The 17,095-nt window shown below is 75.0% G+C and carries 14 protein-coding genes; 2 read left to right on the top strand and 12 right to left on the bottom strand.

What is annotated here, in order from left to right:
• Nucleotides 1-221 precede the first annotated feature (221 nt).
• The 5 genes from DRV96_RS02710 to DRV96_RS18745 are packed head-to-tail and all read right to left on the bottom strand — an operon-like array spanning nucleotide 222 to nucleotide 4,292.
• A complete protein-coding gene (locus DRV96_RS02710; protein WP_119287416.1) occupies nucleotides 222-1,352 on the bottom strand; it encodes a 3-deoxy-7-phosphoheptulonate synthase in 1,131 nt (376 codons plus the stop codon).
• Nucleotides 1,349-1,870 (bottom strand): dihydrofolate reductase, encoded by a 522-nt coding sequence (locus DRV96_RS02705; RefSeq protein ID WP_119287414.1) that lies wholly within the window; start codon nucleotides 1,868-1,870, stop codon nucleotides 1,349-1,351. The genes DRV96_RS02710 and DRV96_RS02705 overlap by 4 nt, the downstream gene beginning before the upstream one ends.
• Before the next feature lie 4 nt (nucleotides 1,871-1,874).
• Nucleotides 1,875-2,747 (bottom strand): DMT family transporter, encoded by an 873-nt coding sequence (locus DRV96_RS02700; protein ID WP_119287412.1) that lies wholly within the window; start codon nucleotides 2,745-2,747, stop codon nucleotides 1,875-1,877.
• A gap of 13 nt (nucleotides 2,748-2,760) precedes the next feature.
• Nucleotides 2,761-3,588: a thymidylate synthase gene (locus DRV96_RS02695; protein WP_119287410.1), complete on the bottom strand. Its 828-nt coding sequence runs from the start codon at nucleotides 3,586-3,588 to the stop codon at nucleotides 2,761-2,763.
• Between the two features lie 26 nt (nucleotides 3,589-3,614).
• The gene (locus tag DRV96_RS18745; RefSeq protein WP_119287408.1) at nucleotides 3,615-4,292 is read right to left on the bottom strand and encodes a YiaD family glycine zipper/OmpA-like lipoprotein; all 678 of its coding nucleotides are present in this window, start codon (nucleotides 4,290-4,292) and stop codon (nucleotides 3,615-3,617) included.
• Nucleotides 4,293-4,418: 126 nt separating this feature from the next.
• Between DRV96_RS18745 and DRV96_RS02685 the strand changes: the two genes are divergently transcribed.
• Entirely contained in the window at nucleotides 4,419-5,705 is a 1,287-nt protein-coding gene (locus tag DRV96_RS02685; RefSeq protein ID WP_162910925.1) for a hypothetical protein, read from the top strand.
• An 18-nt stretch (nucleotides 5,706-5,723) separates the two neighbouring features.
• On the opposite strand, the gene DRV96_RS02680 is transcribed toward DRV96_RS02685, so the two are convergent.
• Nucleotides 5,724-7,550 (bottom strand): ABC transporter transmembrane domain-containing protein, encoded by a 1,827-nt coding sequence (locus DRV96_RS02680; protein ID WP_119287404.1) that lies wholly within the window; start codon nucleotides 7,548-7,550, stop codon nucleotides 5,724-5,726.
• A 185-nt stretch (nucleotides 7,551-7,735) separates the two neighbouring features.
• Between DRV96_RS02680 and DRV96_RS02675 the strand changes: the two genes are divergently transcribed.
• Nucleotides 7,736-8,557 carry a GGDEF domain-containing protein gene (locus tag DRV96_RS02675; RefSeq protein WP_162910924.1) on the top strand — a complete coding sequence of 274 codons (822 nt, stop codon included), beginning with the start codon at nucleotides 7,736-7,738 and terminating at the stop codon, nucleotides 8,555-8,557.
• A gap of 17 nt (nucleotides 8,558-8,574) precedes the next feature.
• Here DRV96_RS02675 and DRV96_RS02670 read toward each other — a convergent pair whose 3' ends face one another.
• From DRV96_RS02670 to miaA, 6 genes are all read right to left on the bottom strand, one after another.
• A complete protein-coding gene (locus tag DRV96_RS02670) occupies nucleotides 8,575-9,237 on the bottom strand; it encodes a hypothetical protein (protein WP_119287399.1) in 663 nt (220 codons plus the stop codon).
• Nucleotides 9,234-11,669, bottom strand: coding sequence for a Lon protease family protein (locus tag DRV96_RS18495; RefSeq protein WP_119287396.1), 2,436 nt, complete (start codon nucleotides 11,667-11,669; stop codon nucleotides 9,234-9,236). Before DRV96_RS18495 ends, DRV96_RS02670 begins: the two co-directional genes overlap by 4 nt.
• 79 nt (nucleotides 11,670-11,748) lie before the next feature.
• A complete protein-coding gene (locus DRV96_RS02660) occupies nucleotides 11,749-12,864 on the bottom strand; it encodes a lipocalin-like domain-containing protein (RefSeq protein ID WP_119287394.1) in 1,116 nt (371 codons plus the stop codon).
• Nucleotides 12,864-15,428: an FtsX-like permease family protein gene (locus DRV96_RS02655; RefSeq protein ID WP_119287392.1), complete on the bottom strand. Its 2,565-nt coding sequence runs from the start codon at nucleotides 15,426-15,428 to the stop codon at nucleotides 12,864-12,866. The genes DRV96_RS02660 and DRV96_RS02655 overlap by 1 nt, the downstream gene beginning before the upstream one ends.
• Nucleotides 15,425-16,087, bottom strand: a complete 663-nt coding sequence (locus DRV96_RS02650) for an ABC transporter ATP-binding protein (protein WP_119287390.1) — start codon at nucleotides 16,085-16,087, stop codon at nucleotides 15,425-15,427. Before DRV96_RS02650 ends, DRV96_RS02655 begins: the two co-directional genes overlap by 4 nt.
• On the bottom strand, nucleotides 16,084-17,037 hold the full coding sequence (gene miaA, locus DRV96_RS02645) for a tRNA (adenosine(37)-N6)-dimethylallyltransferase MiaA (RefSeq protein WP_119287388.1): 954 nt from the start codon (nucleotides 17,035-17,037) through the stop codon (nucleotides 16,084-16,086). The genes DRV96_RS02650 and miaA overlap by 4 nt, the downstream gene beginning before the upstream one ends.
• Between the last annotated feature and the right edge of the window lie 58 nt (nucleotides 17,038-17,095).

Genomic DNA, 17,095 nt, shown 5'->3' with positions numbered 1-17,095 from the left:
GCGCCTGTCCAAGCTCAGGCACCTGCCGGCCAGCCCATTCGTGCCGGCGATGCCGAAATGACGGCGTCGCGTTCCACACGAAACGACATGGAGCCGATCTAGGGCGCAAGCCTGCGCCACTAACCGAATAGTGGCGCAAAGCTGCGCCCATAACCAGTTAGGGGCGCACGGGTGCGAGGCCCCCGACGATCATCGACACCGAACGGCCTCACCGCCACCCGCTACCCGCGCCCGCGCCTGGCCGCCACCGCCCGTGCCAGCTCGCGCAGCACCGGCTGCGTCTGCTCCCACCCCAGGCACGCGTCGGTGATCGACACGCCCCAGCGCAGCGGCTGGCCGGGGGTCAGGTCCTGGCGGCCTTCGTGCAGGTGGCTCTCGATCATCACGCCGGCCACGCGCCGCTCGCCGGCGGCGATGCGCGCGGCCAGCTCGCGCGCCACGTCGGCCTGGCGGCGGTGGTCCTTGCGGCTGTTGCCGTGGCTGCAGTCGACCATCAGCCGCTCGGGCAGCCCGGCGTCGCGCAGCAGCGCGCACGCGGCGTCGACGTGTTCGGGGCCGTAGTTGGGCTCGCGCCCGCCGCGCAGGATCACGTGGCAGTCGGGGTTGCCGCGCGTCTCGAACACGGCGGCCTGGCCCATCTTCGTCATGCCCATGAAGGCGTGCGGGGAACGCGCGGCGACGATGGCGTCCACCGCCACCTTCACGCTGCCCTCGGTGCCGTTCTTGAAGCCCACTGGGCAGCTCAGCCCCGAGGCGAGCTGGCGGTGGCTCTGGCTCTCGGTCGTGCGCGCGCCGATCGCGCCCCAGCTCACGAGGTCGCTGATGAACTGCGGGCTCAGCAGATCGAGGAACTCGGTGCCCGCCGGCAAGCCGAGCGCGAGCACGTCGAGCAGCAGCTTGCGCGCGCGCTCCAGCCCCTCGTTGATCGCGAAGCTGCCGTCCAGGTGCGGATCGTTGATATAGCCCTTCCAGCCCACGGTGGTGCGCGGCTTCTCGAAGTACACGCGCATCACGACGGCGAGGTCGTCGGCCAGTTCGTCGGCCAGCGCCTTCAGCCGCGCGGCGTATTCCAGCGCCTGGTCGTGGTCGTGGATAGAGCACGGCCCCACCACCACCAGCAGCCGGTCGTCGCGGCCGTCGAGCACGGCGGCCACCTGCTCGCGCGTGGCCTCCACCAGCGTCAGCGCGGCCTCGGGCACCGGCAGCTTTTCCTGCAGCAGCGCGGGCGTGATCAGGGGCCGCACGGCGTCGATGCGCGTGTCGTCGATGCGCGTCGTGTCGCGCGTGCTACCGGGCGCGATGCGCCGGCTGCCCACTTCGCGGTCGTGGCGAGGGTCGTCGAGCGTGGTCATGGCGGGCTCTTGCGGCGGTAGGTGACGAACGCGAAACGCGTGCCGTCGGCGGCGGTGCGCGGCTCGCGCGCCACCTCGTCGAACTCAGCGCGGTGCCAGCGCGGGAAGTGGGCGTCGCCGTCGAGGTCGGCGTCGATCTCGGTGAGCACCAGCTCGTCGGCCAGCGGCAGCGCCAGCGCATAGAGCTGCGCGCCGCCGATCACGAACACCTTCGGCGCGTCGGCGAGCCGCGCCAGCGCCTGCTCGAGCGACGCGGCGGGCTCGGCGCCGTCGGCGTGCCACTGCGCGTTACGCGTGACGACGACGTTGCGCCTGCCAGGCAGCGGGCGGAAGCGCGCAGGCAGCGAGTCCCACGTGCGGCGGCCCATCACGACCGGGCAGCCCATCGTGACCTGGCGGAAGTGCGCCATGTCCTGCGGGTCGCGCCACAGCAGGTCGTTGTCGCGGCCGATCGCGCCGTTGCGCGCGACGGCGGCAATCACGGCGACGGTGGCGGGGCGGGGCGAGGGCGGGCTCATCTGTTCATGTCCTGCGCGGCAGCAGCGCACTGGCGATCGCGAGGCTCACGCAGGCGATGGCGACGAAGTCGGTCCAGCGCGGCACCTCGCCGACGATCAGCGTCGCGGCCAGCGTGCCGACCACCGGCACCGCCATCACCGAGAACGCACTCGCCGACGGCGGCAGCTGGCGCGCGAGGCCGAACCAGATGATCTGCGCGTAGCCGTAGTTGAGGAACACGCCGTACGCGAGCGAGGCCCACATCGCGGCGCTGAACTGCCACGTGGGCGTGGGCTCGGCGATCGGCGCGACCACCCAGAAGAACACGGCGCCCATCAGCATCATCCACACCGTCACCGCTTCGGTGGGCAGCGTCGTCTGCGTGCGCCGCATCAGCAGCGTGCCCACGGCCCAGCTCACGGCGGCGAGCTGCATCCACAGCACGCCCACCGGACGGCCGGCGAGCGCCGTCAGCTCGTGCGCCGACAGCAGCCCGACCGCCGCGATCGCGGCGACGACCGACACGTAGATGCGCGCGTGCAGCTTCTCGTGCGCGAGCAGCGCGCCGATCAGCACCGTCCACACCGGCATCGTGAAGCCGAGGATCGCGGCGCGCCCCGACGCCAGCTCCTTCAGCCCGAGGATCGAGAAGAAGTGCCAGCCGACGATGTTGGGCAGCGCGAGCCAGGCCACACGGCCCGCCTCGCGCCACGGCAGCCGCATGTCGACGCGCCGCCAGACGAAGAACGCCAGCAGGCACAGCGCGCCGCCGCTCATCGTCACGGCGCGGAAGTACAGCGGCGAGAGCTCGCGCAGGCTGAACTTCATCATCGGCCAGTTGACGCCCCACATCAGCGTCAGCAGCACCAGGGCGCCGAGCTGGCGCGAGGTCAGCACGGCGCGGCGGGGATCAGACGGCCACCGGGGCCTTGATCGCGGGGTGGTGCTGGTAGTCCACCACCTCGAAGTCCTCGTACGCGTAGTCGAAGATCGACGGCGGCCGTCGCTTGATGTGCAGCACCGGGTACGGGTAGGGCGTGCGCGCGAGCTGCGTCTCGACCTGCTCGAAGTGGTTGCTGTAGATGTGGCAGTCGCCGCCGGTCCAGACGAAGTCGCCGACGTCGAGGTCGCACTGCTGCGCGAGCATGTGCGTCAGCAGCGCGTAGCTCGCGATGTTGAACGGCACGCCGAGGAAGATGTCGGCGCTGCGCTGGTACAGCTGGCAGCTCAAGCGGCCGTTGGCCACGTAGAACTGGAAGAACGCGTGGCACGGCAGCAGTGCCATCTTCGGCAGGTCGGCGACGTTCCACGCGCTGACGACGATGCGCCGGCTGTCGGGGTTGGTCTTGAGCTGCTCGACGACCTGCGCGATCTGGTCGACGTGGCCGCCGTCGGGTGTCGGCCAGCTGCGCCACTGCACGCCGTAGACCGGGCCGAGCTCGCCGGTGGCGGGGTCGGCCCACTCGTCCCAGATCGTCACGCCGTGCTGCTGCAGCCAGCGCACGTTCGAGTCGCCGCGCAGGAACCACAGCAGCTCGTAGACGATGCTCTTGAGGTGCACCTTCTTCGTCGTCACCAGCGGGAAGCCCTCGGCGAGGTCGAAGCGCATCTGGTAGCCGAACACGCTGCGCGTGCCGGTGCCGGTACGGTCGGCCTTGGCCACGCCCGTCGTATAGACGTGGCGCATGAAGTCCTCGTACTGCGAGCGGACGGGGCGGGCGGCGGCGGTCGGGGGCATGGCGGAACGACGGCGGCGGGTGGTTCTCAGCCCTTCGCGGTGTCGCGCAGGAAGATCTCGACGCGGCGGTTCTTCGCACGGCCTTCGGGCGTGTCGTTGCTCGCGATCGGCTCGCGCGAGCCGCGGCCGAAGGTCTCGATACGGCTGGCCGCGACGCCGCGGTCGGTCAGGTAGTCGCGCACGCTGTTGGCGCGCCGCAGCGACAGCGGGTCGTTGACGGCGTCGCTGCCGGTGCTGTCGGTGTGGCCGACGATGCGCACGAACATCGTCGGCTGGTTACTCAGCCCGTTGGCGAATGCGTCGAGCACCGAGCGCAGCCGCGGCTCGATCGTCGCGCTGCCGGTGGCGAACGAGATGTCGGCGGGCACCTCGAGCTTGAGCTGGTTGTCGGGCGTGCGCGTGACCTGCGCGCCGGTGCCGGCGGTGGCGCGCTCCATCTCGCGGCGCTTGTCCTCCATGCTCTTGGACCACAGGTTGCCCGCCACGGCACCGGCGGCCGCGCCGATCAGCGCGCCCTTGCCGGCGTCGCCGGTCGTCGAGCCGATCACCGCACCGGCGACGGCGCCGATCGCGGCACCGGTGGCGGTGCCTTTCTCGCGCTCGCCGAGCGGGCGGCCGGTGGGCGTCGTCTCGCAACCGGCAAGCAGCGCGATGGCGGCGGCCAGGGCGGTCGCGCGGATCAGCGGAAGGCGGGTCGTCGTCATGGTCGGGTCCTCGGGTCGGGTCTGCAACTCGCCGCAGGCTGCGGCGGCACGGCCCGCCACTGTACCGGAGGCAAGGTGACGGCCTGTATCCGGCGGTCGATCCTGGCGGTGGCAGACTCGGCGGCGATGCGGATGCCGTCGATGGGCTGGCTCGGGGCGCTGGTGCTCGCGCTCGTCGCACTGCTGCTGGCCCTCGTGCTGGCGGTGGTGGTGACGGCGGCGCTGGCCGTCGACGCGGCGCCGGCGGTGGCGGCGCGCGACGACGTCTCGCCGGCCGACGTCGACCGCGCCGTCGCGCTGCTGCGCCGGCACGACCCGCGCGAGGCGCCGCCGCGGGCACTGCGCTGGCTCGCGCTCGGCGAGCGCGACCTCGATCTGCTTGCCGGCCACGCGGCGCAGCGCGCGCTGGGCGCGCACGCCCGCGTGCAGCTGCACGGCGGCGCTCAGCCCGCACGCGCCACGGTCCGCGCCAGCGTGCCGCTGCCGGGCGCGCGCTGGCTCAACGTCGAGCTGCAGTGGCGGCAGGCGGGCGCATGGCCGGTGCTCGAGCGCGTGCGCGTCGGGCGCGTGCCGGTGCCCCCGGCGCTGGCGCTGGCGGCGGCGCGGTGGCTCGCCGCATCGCGCGGCCTGCCGGCCGACGAGGTGCTGCGTGCGCTCGACGACGTCGAGCGCGTCGTGATCACGCCGCAGCGCGTCGTCGTCGGCTACCGGCCCGCTGCCGACACGCTGGCGAGGCTGCGTGCGGCGCTCGTCACTTCGGCGCAGCAGGCGCGGCTGCGTGCGCACGCCGAGCGGCTGGCGGCCGTCGCGTCGGGCGTGCGCGGCGACGAGGTGTCGCTCGCCGCGCTGCTGCCGCCGCTGTTCGCGCTGGCCGCGCAGCGCAGCGCCGGCGGCGGTGCGGGCGACGCGGCGGCCGAGCACCTCGCCGCGCTGCTGGTGCTCGCGCTGTACGCGACGCAGCGCCCGCTGTCGCTGTGGGTGCCCGGCGCCGACGTGTGGCCGGCGGCGCGTCCACTGGCGGTGACGCTGCACGGGCGGCACGACTGGGCGCTGCACTTCCTCGTCTCGGCCGTCGTCGCCGCCGAGGCCGGCACGCCGCTGGCCGACGCGGTGGGGCTGTGGAAGGAGATCGACGACGCGCGCGGCGGCAGCGGCTTCAGCTTCGCCGACCTGGCCGCCGACCGTGCCGGCACGCGCTTCGGCGAGCTCGCGGTGCGCGAGCCGCTGCGCGTGCGCGACGCGCTGCTGCGCGGTGCGACCGACGCGGACCTGATGCCCGATGCGCGCGACCTGCCCGAGTTCCTGACCGACGCGCAGTTCCGGCGGCGTTTCGGCGGTGTCGGCGCGCCGGCCTACGAGCGGCTGCGCGAGGCGATCGAGACGCGACTGGCGGCGCTGCCGCTGTATCGCTGAGCCGCTGCGGCGCGCGGTTCAGCCGTCGCGGCCGAACTGCATCGCCGCCAGTCGCGCGTACAGCCCGCCGCGCGCGACGAGCTCGGCGTGCGTGCCGCTGTCGACGATGCGTCCGCCGTCCATCACGACGATGCGGTCGGCGCGCTGCACGGTGGCCAGCCGGTGTGCGATGACGATCGTCGTGCGGTCGGCCATCGCGGCCTCGAGCGCGGCCTGCACGACGCGCTCGCTCTCGGCGTCGAGCGCGCTGGTGGCCTCGTCGAGCAGCAGCAGCGGCGGGTTCTTCAGCATCGCGCGCGCGATCGCGATGCGCTGGCGCTGCCCGCCCGACAGCCGCACGCCGCGTTCGCCGAGGAAGGTGCGGTAGCCGTCGGGCAGCGCGGTGATGAAGTCGTGCGCGAACGCGGCCCTCGCGGCGGCGACGACCTCGTCGTCGCTCGCGTCGGGGCGGCCGTAGCGGATGTTGTCCATCGCGTCGGCGCTGAAGATCACGCTGTCCTGCGGCACGATGCCGATGCGCCGCCGCAGCTCGTGCAGCGCCACCGCGCCCACCGGCACGCCGTCGATCGCCACCGTGCCCTGCTGCGCGTCGTAGAAGCGCAGCAGCAGCTGGAACACGGTGCTCTTGCCCGCGCCGCTCGGGCCGACGAGCGCGACCGTCTCGCCGGGGCGCACGTCGAGCGTGAAGTCGGCGAGGGCTGCGACCTGCGGGCGCGACGGGTAGTGGAACGTCACGTGCGACAGCGTCACCGCGGCGCCGCCGCGCGAGGGTGGCAGCGGCACCGGCTGCGCCGGCTCGGCGACCGGCGAACGCGCGGCCAGCAGTTCCATCAGCCGCTCGGTGGCGCCGGCGGCGCGCAGCAGGTCGCCGTAGACCTCCGACAGCACCGCGATCGAGCCGACGAGGATGATCACGTAGACCACCGTCTGCCCGAGGTGGCCGGCGCTGATGCGCCCGGCGAGCACGGCCTGCGTGCCCTGGTACAGCCCCCACAGCAGTGCGCCGAAGGTCGCGGTGATCATGAACGCGACGAGCAGCGAGCGCACGCGCGTGCGCCGCCGCGCGACCTCGAACGCCGCCTCGGTCGCGCGGGCGAAGCGCTGCGCCTCGCGCGCCTCCTGCGTGTAGCTCTGCACCACCGGGATCGCGCCCAGCACTTCGGCAGCGATCGCGCTGGTGTCGGCGACGCGGTCCTGGCTCGCGCGGCTCAGCCGCCGCACGCGCCGGCCCACGTACAGGCTCGGCAGCACGACGAGCACGAGAATGCCCAGCACCTGCGACATCACCCACGGGTTGGTCACCACCAGCATGCCTAGCGCGCCGAGCCCCATCACGGTGTTGCGCAGCCCCAGGCTCAGGCTCGAGCCGACGACGGTCTGCACCAGCGTCGTGTCGGTGGTCAGCCGCGATAGCACCTCGCCGGTCTGCGTCGTTTCGAAGAACTCGGGGCTTTGGCGCACGACGTGCGCGTAGACGGCGTTGCGCAGGTCGGCGGTGACGCGCTCGCCGATCCAGCTGACCATGTAGAAGCGCGCCGCCGAGAACACGCCGAGCGCCGCACCGACGGCGAACAGCGCGAGGAAGTGGCCGCGCAGCGCCATCAGCTGCGCGCCGGGCCCGCTGCCGACGAGGCCGTCGTCGATCAGCGACTTCAGCGCGACCGGCAGCACCAGCGTCGCCGCCGCGGCCAGCAGCAGGAACAGCAGCGCCAGCGCGATGCGCCCGCGGTACGGGCGCAGGAACGGCAGCAGCCCCGACAGCGACTTCACGCGCCGCGCCGGCGGCACGGCATCGCCGGCGCCGGGGGTCGCGCCGCGCGCGACGGCCAGGGTCGACGTCGACATGGCGGCAGTGTAGGCGCGACCGCCGCGCGCAGCCCGGCGGCCGCCGGCTCCCGCGCGAACAGGGGGGCGGAGCGCTCGGGTTGGACGCATGCGGGCGGGGGGTTTGTGGTCGAATAGGCTGCGCGCGGGCGGCCCTCGTCGCCCGCCCGGCCGCCTTTCCGATCGACCCCACGTCCGACGACGCCGTGACCGTTTCGCCTGCCGAGTTCCGCTGGCTAACCTGGCTGCGCGGCGGCGTGCGCCGCTACGGGCGCGTGCCGGTGGCGGCGCTGCTGGCGGCTGCCGGCGTCACGCTGGCGCTGCCGCTGGTGAGCACTGCGGCGCTGACGGGCGGCGCGGGTGCCGCGGCCGTCGTCGCACTGGCCGCGCTGCTCGCCGCAGTGCCGGCGTCGTGGGCCTGCGTGCTCGTCGCCGATCGGTTCGACGAGGCGAGCCGCCGCCTGGCGCTCGCGTCGACGCGCGACGAGCTGACCGGGCTGCTCAACCGTCGCCACTTCGTCGCGGTGGCCGAGGCCGAACGCGCACGCTGCCGCCGCTACGACCTCGACGCGGCGCTGCTCGTCGTCGACGCCGATCACTTCGGCAGCCTCGTCGACACCCACGGACGCGAGTGCGGCGAGCGCTACCTGCGCGAGCTCGCGCGCGTCGTCGGGCAGGCGCTGCGCCAGCCCGACGTGCTCGCGCGCTACGACGGCGACGCCTTCGCGGTGTTCCTGCCGCACACCGACCCGCTGGGCGCGCTCGACGTCGCCGAGCGCATCCGCGTGCAGGCCGGTGACCTGCGCGTCGAATGCGAGGGGCTCGCCGTCGGCACGACGGTGTCGATCGGTGTCGCGCCGGTCGGCCCGGGCCACGGCACGCTCGACGCGCTGCTGCTCGACGCCGACGCGGCGCTGCTGGCGGCCAAGCAGGCCGGGCGCAACTGCGTGCGCTCGGTCGGCGCCGCGCGCGGGCGCGCGGGCGGCGCCGCCTCGATCGGCACGCGCAAGCGCGCCGGTCCGGTCTGACCCGCGCGGGCCGGCCTTCAGCCGACGACGAGCGCTGGCCGCGCCAGCGTGGCCAGCACCGCCGGCGCGACGAGCCCGCGCGGCAGCACGAACAGGTCGCAGTGGCGGTCGCGGGCCGCCGCCGCGGCCGCGTCGCCGCTCGCACGGTGCACCGTCAGCACGCCGCCCAGTGCCGTGGCGACCTGCTGCGCGACCTCGCGCGCCTGCGCGGCGGCGGGCGAGTCGTCGGTGACGACGGCGATGCGCAGCGGCCGGCGCGCCGGCACGACGCGCGGCAGCGCGGGCGGCCGCACGCCGGCGGTGCCGACGACCATCAGGTCCGACTCGGCGTGCAGTTCGACGACGGCCTGCGCCAGCGCGCCGCGCACCGTGCGCAGCGACCAGCGCACCGCGCGCCGCGTCGTCGCGCGCGCGGCGATCTCGCGCAGCCGTGCCAGCTGCGCGCGGTAGCCGCTCTCGACGTCCTGCGGCGCGAACGCGGTCCACTGCGCGCGGGTCTCGGCCAGCACCTGCGTGAACGGCAGCGCCGCGGCCACGAGCGCCGGCACGCTCTCGACGTAGACCACCTCCAGCGGGCGCTGCAGCTGCTGCGCGAGCGCCGTCGACAGCTCGATCACGTCGGGTGCCGCCGCGGCGTCGTCGAGCAGCGCGAGCACGTGGCGCGGGGCCGGCGCGTTCATTCGTCGTCCCCGTTGCCGTCGCCGACGATCTGGCGGACCTCCATCGGCGCGCCGCGCTTGCGCACGCGCGCCTGGCCGGTGCGGATGCGCGCGTAGTCGCGCAGTCGCCTTGCGATGCGGCCGTTGACGGTGTCGGCACTGGGCTGCGCGGGGTCGCCGGCGGGCATCCCCGTCATCAGCGCGAGCGCATCGTCGACGTGCGCGACGGCGTGGATCGCGAAGCGGCCGGCGGCCACCGCGGCGATCACGTCGTCGCGCAGCATCAGGTGCGACACGTTGGCCTGCGGGATCACGACGCCGTGCGTGCCGTCGAGCCCGCGCGCAGCGCACACGTCGAAGAAGCCCTCGATCTTCTCGTTGACACCGCCGATGGCCTGCACGTCGCCGAACTGGTTGACCGAGCCGGTCACCGCCAGGCACTGGCGCACCGGCACGTCGGCGATCGACGACAGCAGCGCGACGAGCTCGGCGAGCGACGCGCTGTCGCCCTCGACGAGCCCGTAGGTCTGCTCGAACACGAGGCTGGCGACGATCGAGTGCGGCTGCAGCCGCGTGTAGCGCGACGCGAGGAACGACGACAGGATCAGCACGCCCTTGGCGTGCACCGGCCCGCCCAGGTGCGTCTCGCGCTGCACGTCGATGACTTCGCCGTCGCCCAGGCGCGAGGTCGCGCTGATGCGTGTGGGCATGCCGAACACCTCGTGCCCGACCTCGTAGACCGACAGGCCGTTGACCTGCCCGACGCGTTCGCCGGCGGTCGCGATCAGCAGGATGTCGCGCTGCACCGCGTCGCGCAGCCGCGCGTCGACGCGCGCGGCGCGCTCGCGGCGCGCGGCGAGCGCCGCGGCGACGTCGTCGGCCTCGACGCGCGCGCGCCGGCGCGAGCGCGCGACGTGCTCGGCCTCGACCATCACGTCGAGCAGCTGGCGCACCTGTGCCGTGATGCGCTTCGTGTCGCCGGCCAGCCGCACGCCGTGGTCGATCAGCCGCGCCAGCGCCGCCGTGCTGGCGGGCAGGCCCTGCTGCGCGCGCAGCTGCTCGGCGAGCAGGCGCGCGAGCTCGAGCTCGGTGCCCTCGGCGCGCGGCATGTCGTCGTCGAGGTCGGCGACGACGCGGAACAGCTCGTCGAACTCGGGGTCGGCGGCTTGCAGCAGGTGGCACACCCAGCGCTCGCCGACGAACACGACCTTGACCGCCAGGGGGATCGGCTCGGGCTCGAGCTGCACCGTCGAGATCACGCTGAACATCTCGCCGAGCGACTCGATGCGGATCTCGCGCTTGAGCAGCGCACGCTTGAGCGACTGCCACGCGAACGGCTGCTGCAGCAGCTTGACCGCGTCGACGAGCAGGTAGCCGCCGTTGGCACGGTGCAGCGCGCCGCCCTTGATCAGGCGGAAGTCGGTCAGCAGCGCGCCGAAGCGCGCGATGTGGTCGACGCGGCCGACGAGGTTGGGCACCGACGGCAGGTCGGCCTCGACGATCGGCGCCTGCGGGCTCGCGGCGGCGTCGAGCACGACGTTGACCTCGTAGCGTGCGAGCTCGCCGGGCTTCTCGGCGTGGCTTTCGCCGTCCTCGTCTTCGCGGCCGCGGAAGTCGCCGGCGTTGTCGATCACGTCGGCGCGCACCGCGTCGAGGTAGCTGCAGACCTTGGGCAGGTCGGCGTAGCGGGCCTTGAGTTCGTCGACGGCGTGCTCGACGGCCAGCAGCGTCATCGAGCGGTCGAGCGCGCGCACGCGGTCGGCGTGCTCCTTGCGCATGCGCATGTGCGAGCGCAGCACGCGCAGCAGCTGGTCCTGCACCTCGCCGATGCTCTTCTTGAGCTCCTCGCGGCGTGCCTCGGGCAGCGCCTCGAAGGCCTCGGTCGACATCACTTCGCCGTCCTTCTGCGGTGCGAACGTGAAGCCCACCGGCGTGCGGATCATCGCCAGCCCGCGGCGCTGCGCCTCGTCGACGACCTCGGCGAGCGCCTGCTCGGCGCGCTGCTTGAACTCGTCGTTGATGCGCTCGACCTGCGTCGCGTATTCCTCGGAGTCGAACACCGCCGGGATCAGCGTGCGCAGGTCGCGCACGAGTGCGCGCATGTCGTCGCGCAGCTGCGTGCCGCGCCCGGCCGGCAGCTGCAGCGCCACCGGCTGGTGCGGGTGCGCGAAGTTGTTGACGTAGACCCAGTCGCTGCGCGCGGCGCCGTCGCTGGCCACGCGCGCCTCGATCACGTGCCGCGCGAGGCTGCGCCGACCCGAGCCGGGCGGACCCATCACGAACAGGTGGAACGACGGGTGCGCCGCCGCGATGCCGAACTCGACCGCCGCGCGGGCGCGCTCCTGGCCGACGATGGTGCGCGCGGCCTGCGCGGCCTCGGCGAGGGCGGGCTCGAGGCGGGCGGGGTCGCAGCGGGTGGCCAGTTCGGCGGCGGTCAGCAGGCGGGCAGTCATCGGGGTGGCGCGTCGTCGGTCGTCAGGAGGCAGCGCGAGTGTCGCTCAGGCGGCGCCCCTCGCCGAGCGCGGCGTGGTACTACAGCTGCAGCCGGCCGGCGTAGCCGGTCATCTCGAGGTAGCCGGCACCCACGCGGCGGCCCGTCGCGTCGCGCAGCTCGCTCAGGCCCTCCCAGTAGATCGCGCCGGTCGAGCCGCGGCTGTCGAGTTCCTGCGCGTCGAGCCGTGCCACGACCTCGAAGCGCCCGGCGGGCGTGTCGATGTGCCACTGCACCGGGTAGCGCGCCTGCGACGCGGCGCTCGTCCAGGTGCGCCCGGGCGTGAAGCGCACCGCGTCGGGCGCGAAGTCGCGCACCGCGCCGCCGGGCGGGCGGACGCTGCCACCGGCCCAGACGGCGCTGCCGTCGGCGCGGCGCAGCTGGAACGCGGTCAGCGCGCCGCCGTCGTCGAGGTTGATGCCGATCCAGTCCCAGCCGACCGCCTCGGGGTGCAGCAGCGTCTCGCTCCATTCGTGGTCGAGCCACGCGCGCCCGCGCACGGCGCGCCGTGTCCCGTCGAGCCGCAGCGTGCCGGTGACGGCCAGCTGCGGCTGGCTGTAGTAGTGGCTGGCCTGCTCGGGCTGCGGCCCCTTGCGGCTGAAGCCGGCGTCGCCCTGCAGCAGCAGCGGCTGCGTGCTGGCCAGCTCGAGCTCGAACGCGAAGCCGGCGTCGGCGTCGCCCAGGCGTGCGCGGTAGCGGCCGGCCGGGCCGCCGTCCGTGCGCTGCAGCCGCCAGTCGCCCAGTTGCACGCGCGTGTCGTCGAGCGCCGCCGCGGCCGGCACCGCCGCGGGGTCGCCCGACCAGCGCGCGATGCGCTGTGCGTGGCGCAGCCGGCGCGCGCCGAGGTCGGTGACGGCGGCGTGCGCGAACAGCAGCTGGCGCGGCGCGAAGCGACTCGTGCTGCCGGCCCAGCGGCCGGCGTCGTCGGCGCGCGAGCGGAAGAAGGTGAGCTGGAAGCCGAACGGCGGGGCGACCCCGTCGGCGTCGAGCTGGCCGGTGGCGTACCACCACTCGGTGCGGAATTCGGGGTGCGCGCCGAAGTCGCGCGGGAACACCAGCGCACGGCGCTCGATGCGCGGGACGGCTGGCGTGGCGGGCGTGGCCACCGGGCCGAGCGCGGCGGCCGGCAGCGCGAGCAGCAGCGCGCGCCGTCGCATCACCAGTCCTCCTTGACGGCGAGCACCGCGTCGCGCCCGGCCGCGGCGCGGGCGCTGAGCGCCGCGGTGACACCGCCGGCGGCGCCCACCGCCGCGACGAGTGCGGCCAGCCGCGCCCACGGCAGCAGCAGGTCCATCGTCCAGTGGAAGCTCTGCGGGTTGACGACCTTCACCAGCACCACTGCCACCGCGAGACCGAGCGCGAGCCCGACCAGCGCGCCGGCCGCGGTCCACGCCAGCCCCTCGCCGGCGACGACGCCGACGATCTGCCGCCGCGTGAGCCCCAGGTGCACGAGCAGCCCGAACTCGCGCCGGCGCGCCAGCACCTGTGCCGAGAAGCTCGCGGCGACGCCGAACAGCCCGATGCCGATCGCGACCGCCTGCAGGTAGTACGTGACGGCGAAGCTGCGGTCGAAGATGCGCAGCGACATCGCGCGGATCTCACCCGGCTGCGCGAAGTCGAGCGCCGCGGCGTCGGGCGCGAGCGCGCGGATCGCCGCGATCACCTGGGCCGTGTCGGTGCCCGGCGCGAGCCACAGCGCGAGGTCGTTGCGCCGCGTGTCGCCGCTGCGGCGCTGGTAGTCGGCCTCGGCCACCGTGACGGCGCCGAACTGGCGCGCATAGTCGCGCCACACGCCGCGCACCTCGAACGCCACCGCCTCGCCGGCGGGGCCGATCGGCAGCGCGAGCGTGGTGCCCGGCCGCGCGTCGTACAGCGCGACCATCGCCTCGCTGACCCAAGCGCCGGGCAGCGCGGTGCGTGCAGGCACCGGGGCGTCGACGAGCGGCAGCGCGCGCACCGGGTCGGCCAGCGGGCGCACGAGCAGCGTCACCGCCGGGCGCTGCGCGTCGAGTTGCAGCGCGCGGTGCCGCGTGGCCTCGACGCGCGCGACGCCGGGCAGCGCAGCGACCGCGTCGACGAAGCCCGGCGGCAGGAACGCCGTGTCGGCGGCCGCGCTCGTGGTGGCGCTGCGCGCATAGAGGTCGGCCGGCAGCACGGTGTCGAGCCAGCGCGCGACGCCGTCGCGGAAGCTCGCGACCATCACCGTCAGCGCGACGGCCAGGCTCAGGCTCGCGACGACGCCGGCCACCGCGATCGTCGCCGCCTGCCGCTCGTGGCGCGCGCGCTCGACGGCCAGCAGCGCCAGCGGCTGAGTGCGCGGGTGCCAGCGCGCGAGCACGAGCCCCACGGCCGCCGGCACGCACGCGATGCCGCCGACCAGCAGCACCGCGACCGAGACGTAGGCCGCGATCGGCAGCCCCCGCCACGGCGGCAGCAGCGCCAGCGCGGCACCGATCGCGAGCAGCGCCGGCCCCAACCACGCCGGCGCCGCCGGCCCGGCGGTGCCGCCCAGCCCCTTGAGCGCCTGCGCCGGCGCCAGCGCCTGCGCCTGCCACGCCGGCAGCCAGCCGCCGGCCAGCGCGGCGACGACGCCGAGCGCGCCGAACACGGCCGCCGCCGGCCACGAGAACTGCAGTTGCGGTGCGATGCCGGGGAAGTAGCCGCCGCCGAGGTCGCCGGCCAGCCAGCGCAGCGCCAGTGCCGCCAGCGCGGTGCCCACCGCCAGCCCGAGTGCGCTGCCGAGCACGCCGACGGCCGCCGACTCGGAGAGCACGAGGCGGCGCCGCTCGCGCGCGCCCAGCCCGAGCACGCCGAGCAGCGCGAGCTGCGGCGTGCGCTGCGCAACCGACAGCGCGAGCACCGAGAACACGAGGAACGCGCCGACGAACAGCGCCACCAGCGCGAGCACGGTGAGGTTCACGCGGTACGCGCGCGACAGGTTCGACACGCGCTGCGTCGCGTCGTCGCTCGACGCGACGACGACGTCGGCCGGCAGCGCGAGCGCGCGCACGAGCGCCGCAGCGTCGGCACCGGGCTCGAGCCGCAGGTCGATGCGCGACAGCCGCCCCTCGAAGCCGAGCTGCTGCTGCGCCGCCGCGACGTCGAGCACGGCCAGCGGCGGGCCGCCGGCGGCCACCGTGCCGGCCACGCGCAGCGCGACGCGGCCGAGGCCGAACTGCAGCGCGAGCGTCTCGCCGCTGTGCAGGCCCAGGCGCTGCTGCGCGGTGGCGTTGAGGAACACGGCGTCGGGCGCGAGGAACGCGGTGCGGCCTTCGCCGTCGGCCACGCGCGGCCACAGCCCCGGTGCGACGGCCGCGACGACGAGCCCGTCGACGCCGACGACCTTCAGCGCGATGCGTTCGCCGGCGCTGTCGTAGGCCTGCGCCTGCGACTCGACGACGGGGCTCGCGACGCGCACGCCGGGCGCGGCGGCCACGCGCTCGTACAGCGCGTCGTCGAAGCCGCCGGCGTGCGTGGCGCGCAGGCTCAGGTCGGGCTCGCCGTTGGCCGCGCGCACCGCGGCCGAGAACTCCGACAGCGCCGACGTGTTGATCAGGTGCACCGAGAACGCGAGCGCGACGCCGAGCAGCACCGCGAGCACCGCGGCGGCCTGCCGCCACGGGTGGTGGCGCCACTCGGGCGCGCTCAGCGCCGCGAGCAGCGCCGGCAGCGGCGCCGGCGCTGCCGTGCGGGTGCCGCGCGCAGCGCTGCTTCCGCTCATGCCGGCACGATCCCGGTGGCCGTCAGCCGCAGCACGCGGTCCGCATGCGCGGCAGCGTGCGCCGAGTGCGTGACCATCAGCGCCGCGGTGCCCGCGGCGCGCACCTGCTGCGCGAGCAGCTCGACGATGCGCTCGGCGGTGGCCGGGTCGAGGTTGCCGGTGGGCTCGTCGGCCAGCAGCAGCCGCGGCGCGTGCACCAGTGCGCGCGCGATCGCGACGCGCTGCAGCTGCCCGCCCGACAGCGTGCGCGGCAGCCGCGGCTCGAAGCCGGCGAGCCCGACGGTGGCCAGCATCTGCGCGATGCGCGCCGGATCGCGGCGGCCGAGCAGCAGCAGCGGCAGCGCGACGTTGTCGCCCACCGTCAGGTGCGGCAGCACGTGAAAGGCCTGGAACACGAAGCCCACCGCGGCGCGGCGCCACGCGGCCTGCGCCGGCTCGGGCAGCGCAGTGACGTCGACGCCGTCGACGACGACGCGCCCGCGCGCCGGGGTGTCGAGCCCGGCGATGCAGTTGAGCAGCGTCGACTTGCCGACGCCCGACTCGCCGAGCAGCGCGACGAACTCGCCGGGCGCGAGCCGCAGATCGACGCCCTCGAACACGGCGGCGTCGCCGTAGGTCTTGGCCAGCCCCCGCACGTCGAGCACCGGCGGCGCACTCATCGGCGTTCGTCCTCGGCGCGCTGCAGCGCGGCGCGCAGGTCGGCCAGCACGGTGGCCGCGTCGCAAGCGACGACGCGCCGCCATGGCATGCCGCGCAGCCACGTGAGCTGGCGCTTGGCCAGCTGGCGCGTCGCGGCGACGCCGGTGTCGAGCACGCGCTGGCGCAGCGCGTCGCCGGTCAGGCCCTCGTCGAGCGCCTGCCACGCCTGCCGGTAGCCGACGCAGCGCATCGACGGCAGCCCCAGGTGCAGGTCGCCGCGCGCGCGCAGGCGCCGCACCTCGTCGAGCAGTCCGGCGTCGAGCATCGCCGCGAAGCGCCGCGCGATGCGCTCGTGCAGCCACGCGCGCGAGGCCGGCTCTAGCGCGATCAGCGCGGCGTCGGGCGTCGCGTTCGCGGTGCGCCGGTGGTAGCTCGACAGCGGACGGCCGGTCGCGCGCCAGACCTCGAGCGCGCGCTGGATGCGCTGCGCGTCGTTCGGTGCCAGCCGCGCCGCGGTCGGCGGGTCGACGCGCGCGAGCTCGGCGTGCAGCGCCGGCCAGCCGCGCGCGGCCGCTTCGGCGTCGAGCGCGGCGCGGATCGCGGCGTCGGCGGCGGGGATCTCGTCGAGGCCGTCGACGAGCGCCTTGAAGTACAGCATCGTGCCGCCGACCAGCAGCGGCAGCGCACCGCGCGCGGCGATCTCGCCGATCAACCGCGTCGCGTCGGCGGCGAACTGCGCGGCCGAGTACGGCTGCGCTGGGTCGAGGAGGTCGATCAGGTGGTGCGGCACCGTGGCGCGCTCGGCCGCGGAGGGCTTGGCGGTGCCGACGTCCATGCCGCGGTAGACGAGCGCCGAGTCGACGCTGACGATCTCGACCGGGCAGTGCCACGTGGCGGCGAGCTCGAGCGCGAGCGCGCTCTTGCCCGACGCCGTCGGCCCGGCGATGCCGACCCAGCGCGGCCGCGTCATGCCGGCGTCATGCGGCTTTCAGCGCGCCACCGGCGTGGCGCGCTCGTGCCGCTCTCAG

The sequence above is a fragment of the Azohydromonas sediminis genome (assembly GCF_003574675.1).
GTDB classification, from domain to species: Bacteria; Pseudomonadota; Gammaproteobacteria; order Burkholderiales; family Burkholderiaceae_C; genus Calidifontimicrobium; species Calidifontimicrobium sediminis.
Note: the sequence above shows the minus strand (reverse complement) of the source record. Positions and strands in the feature narration are given on the sequence as shown.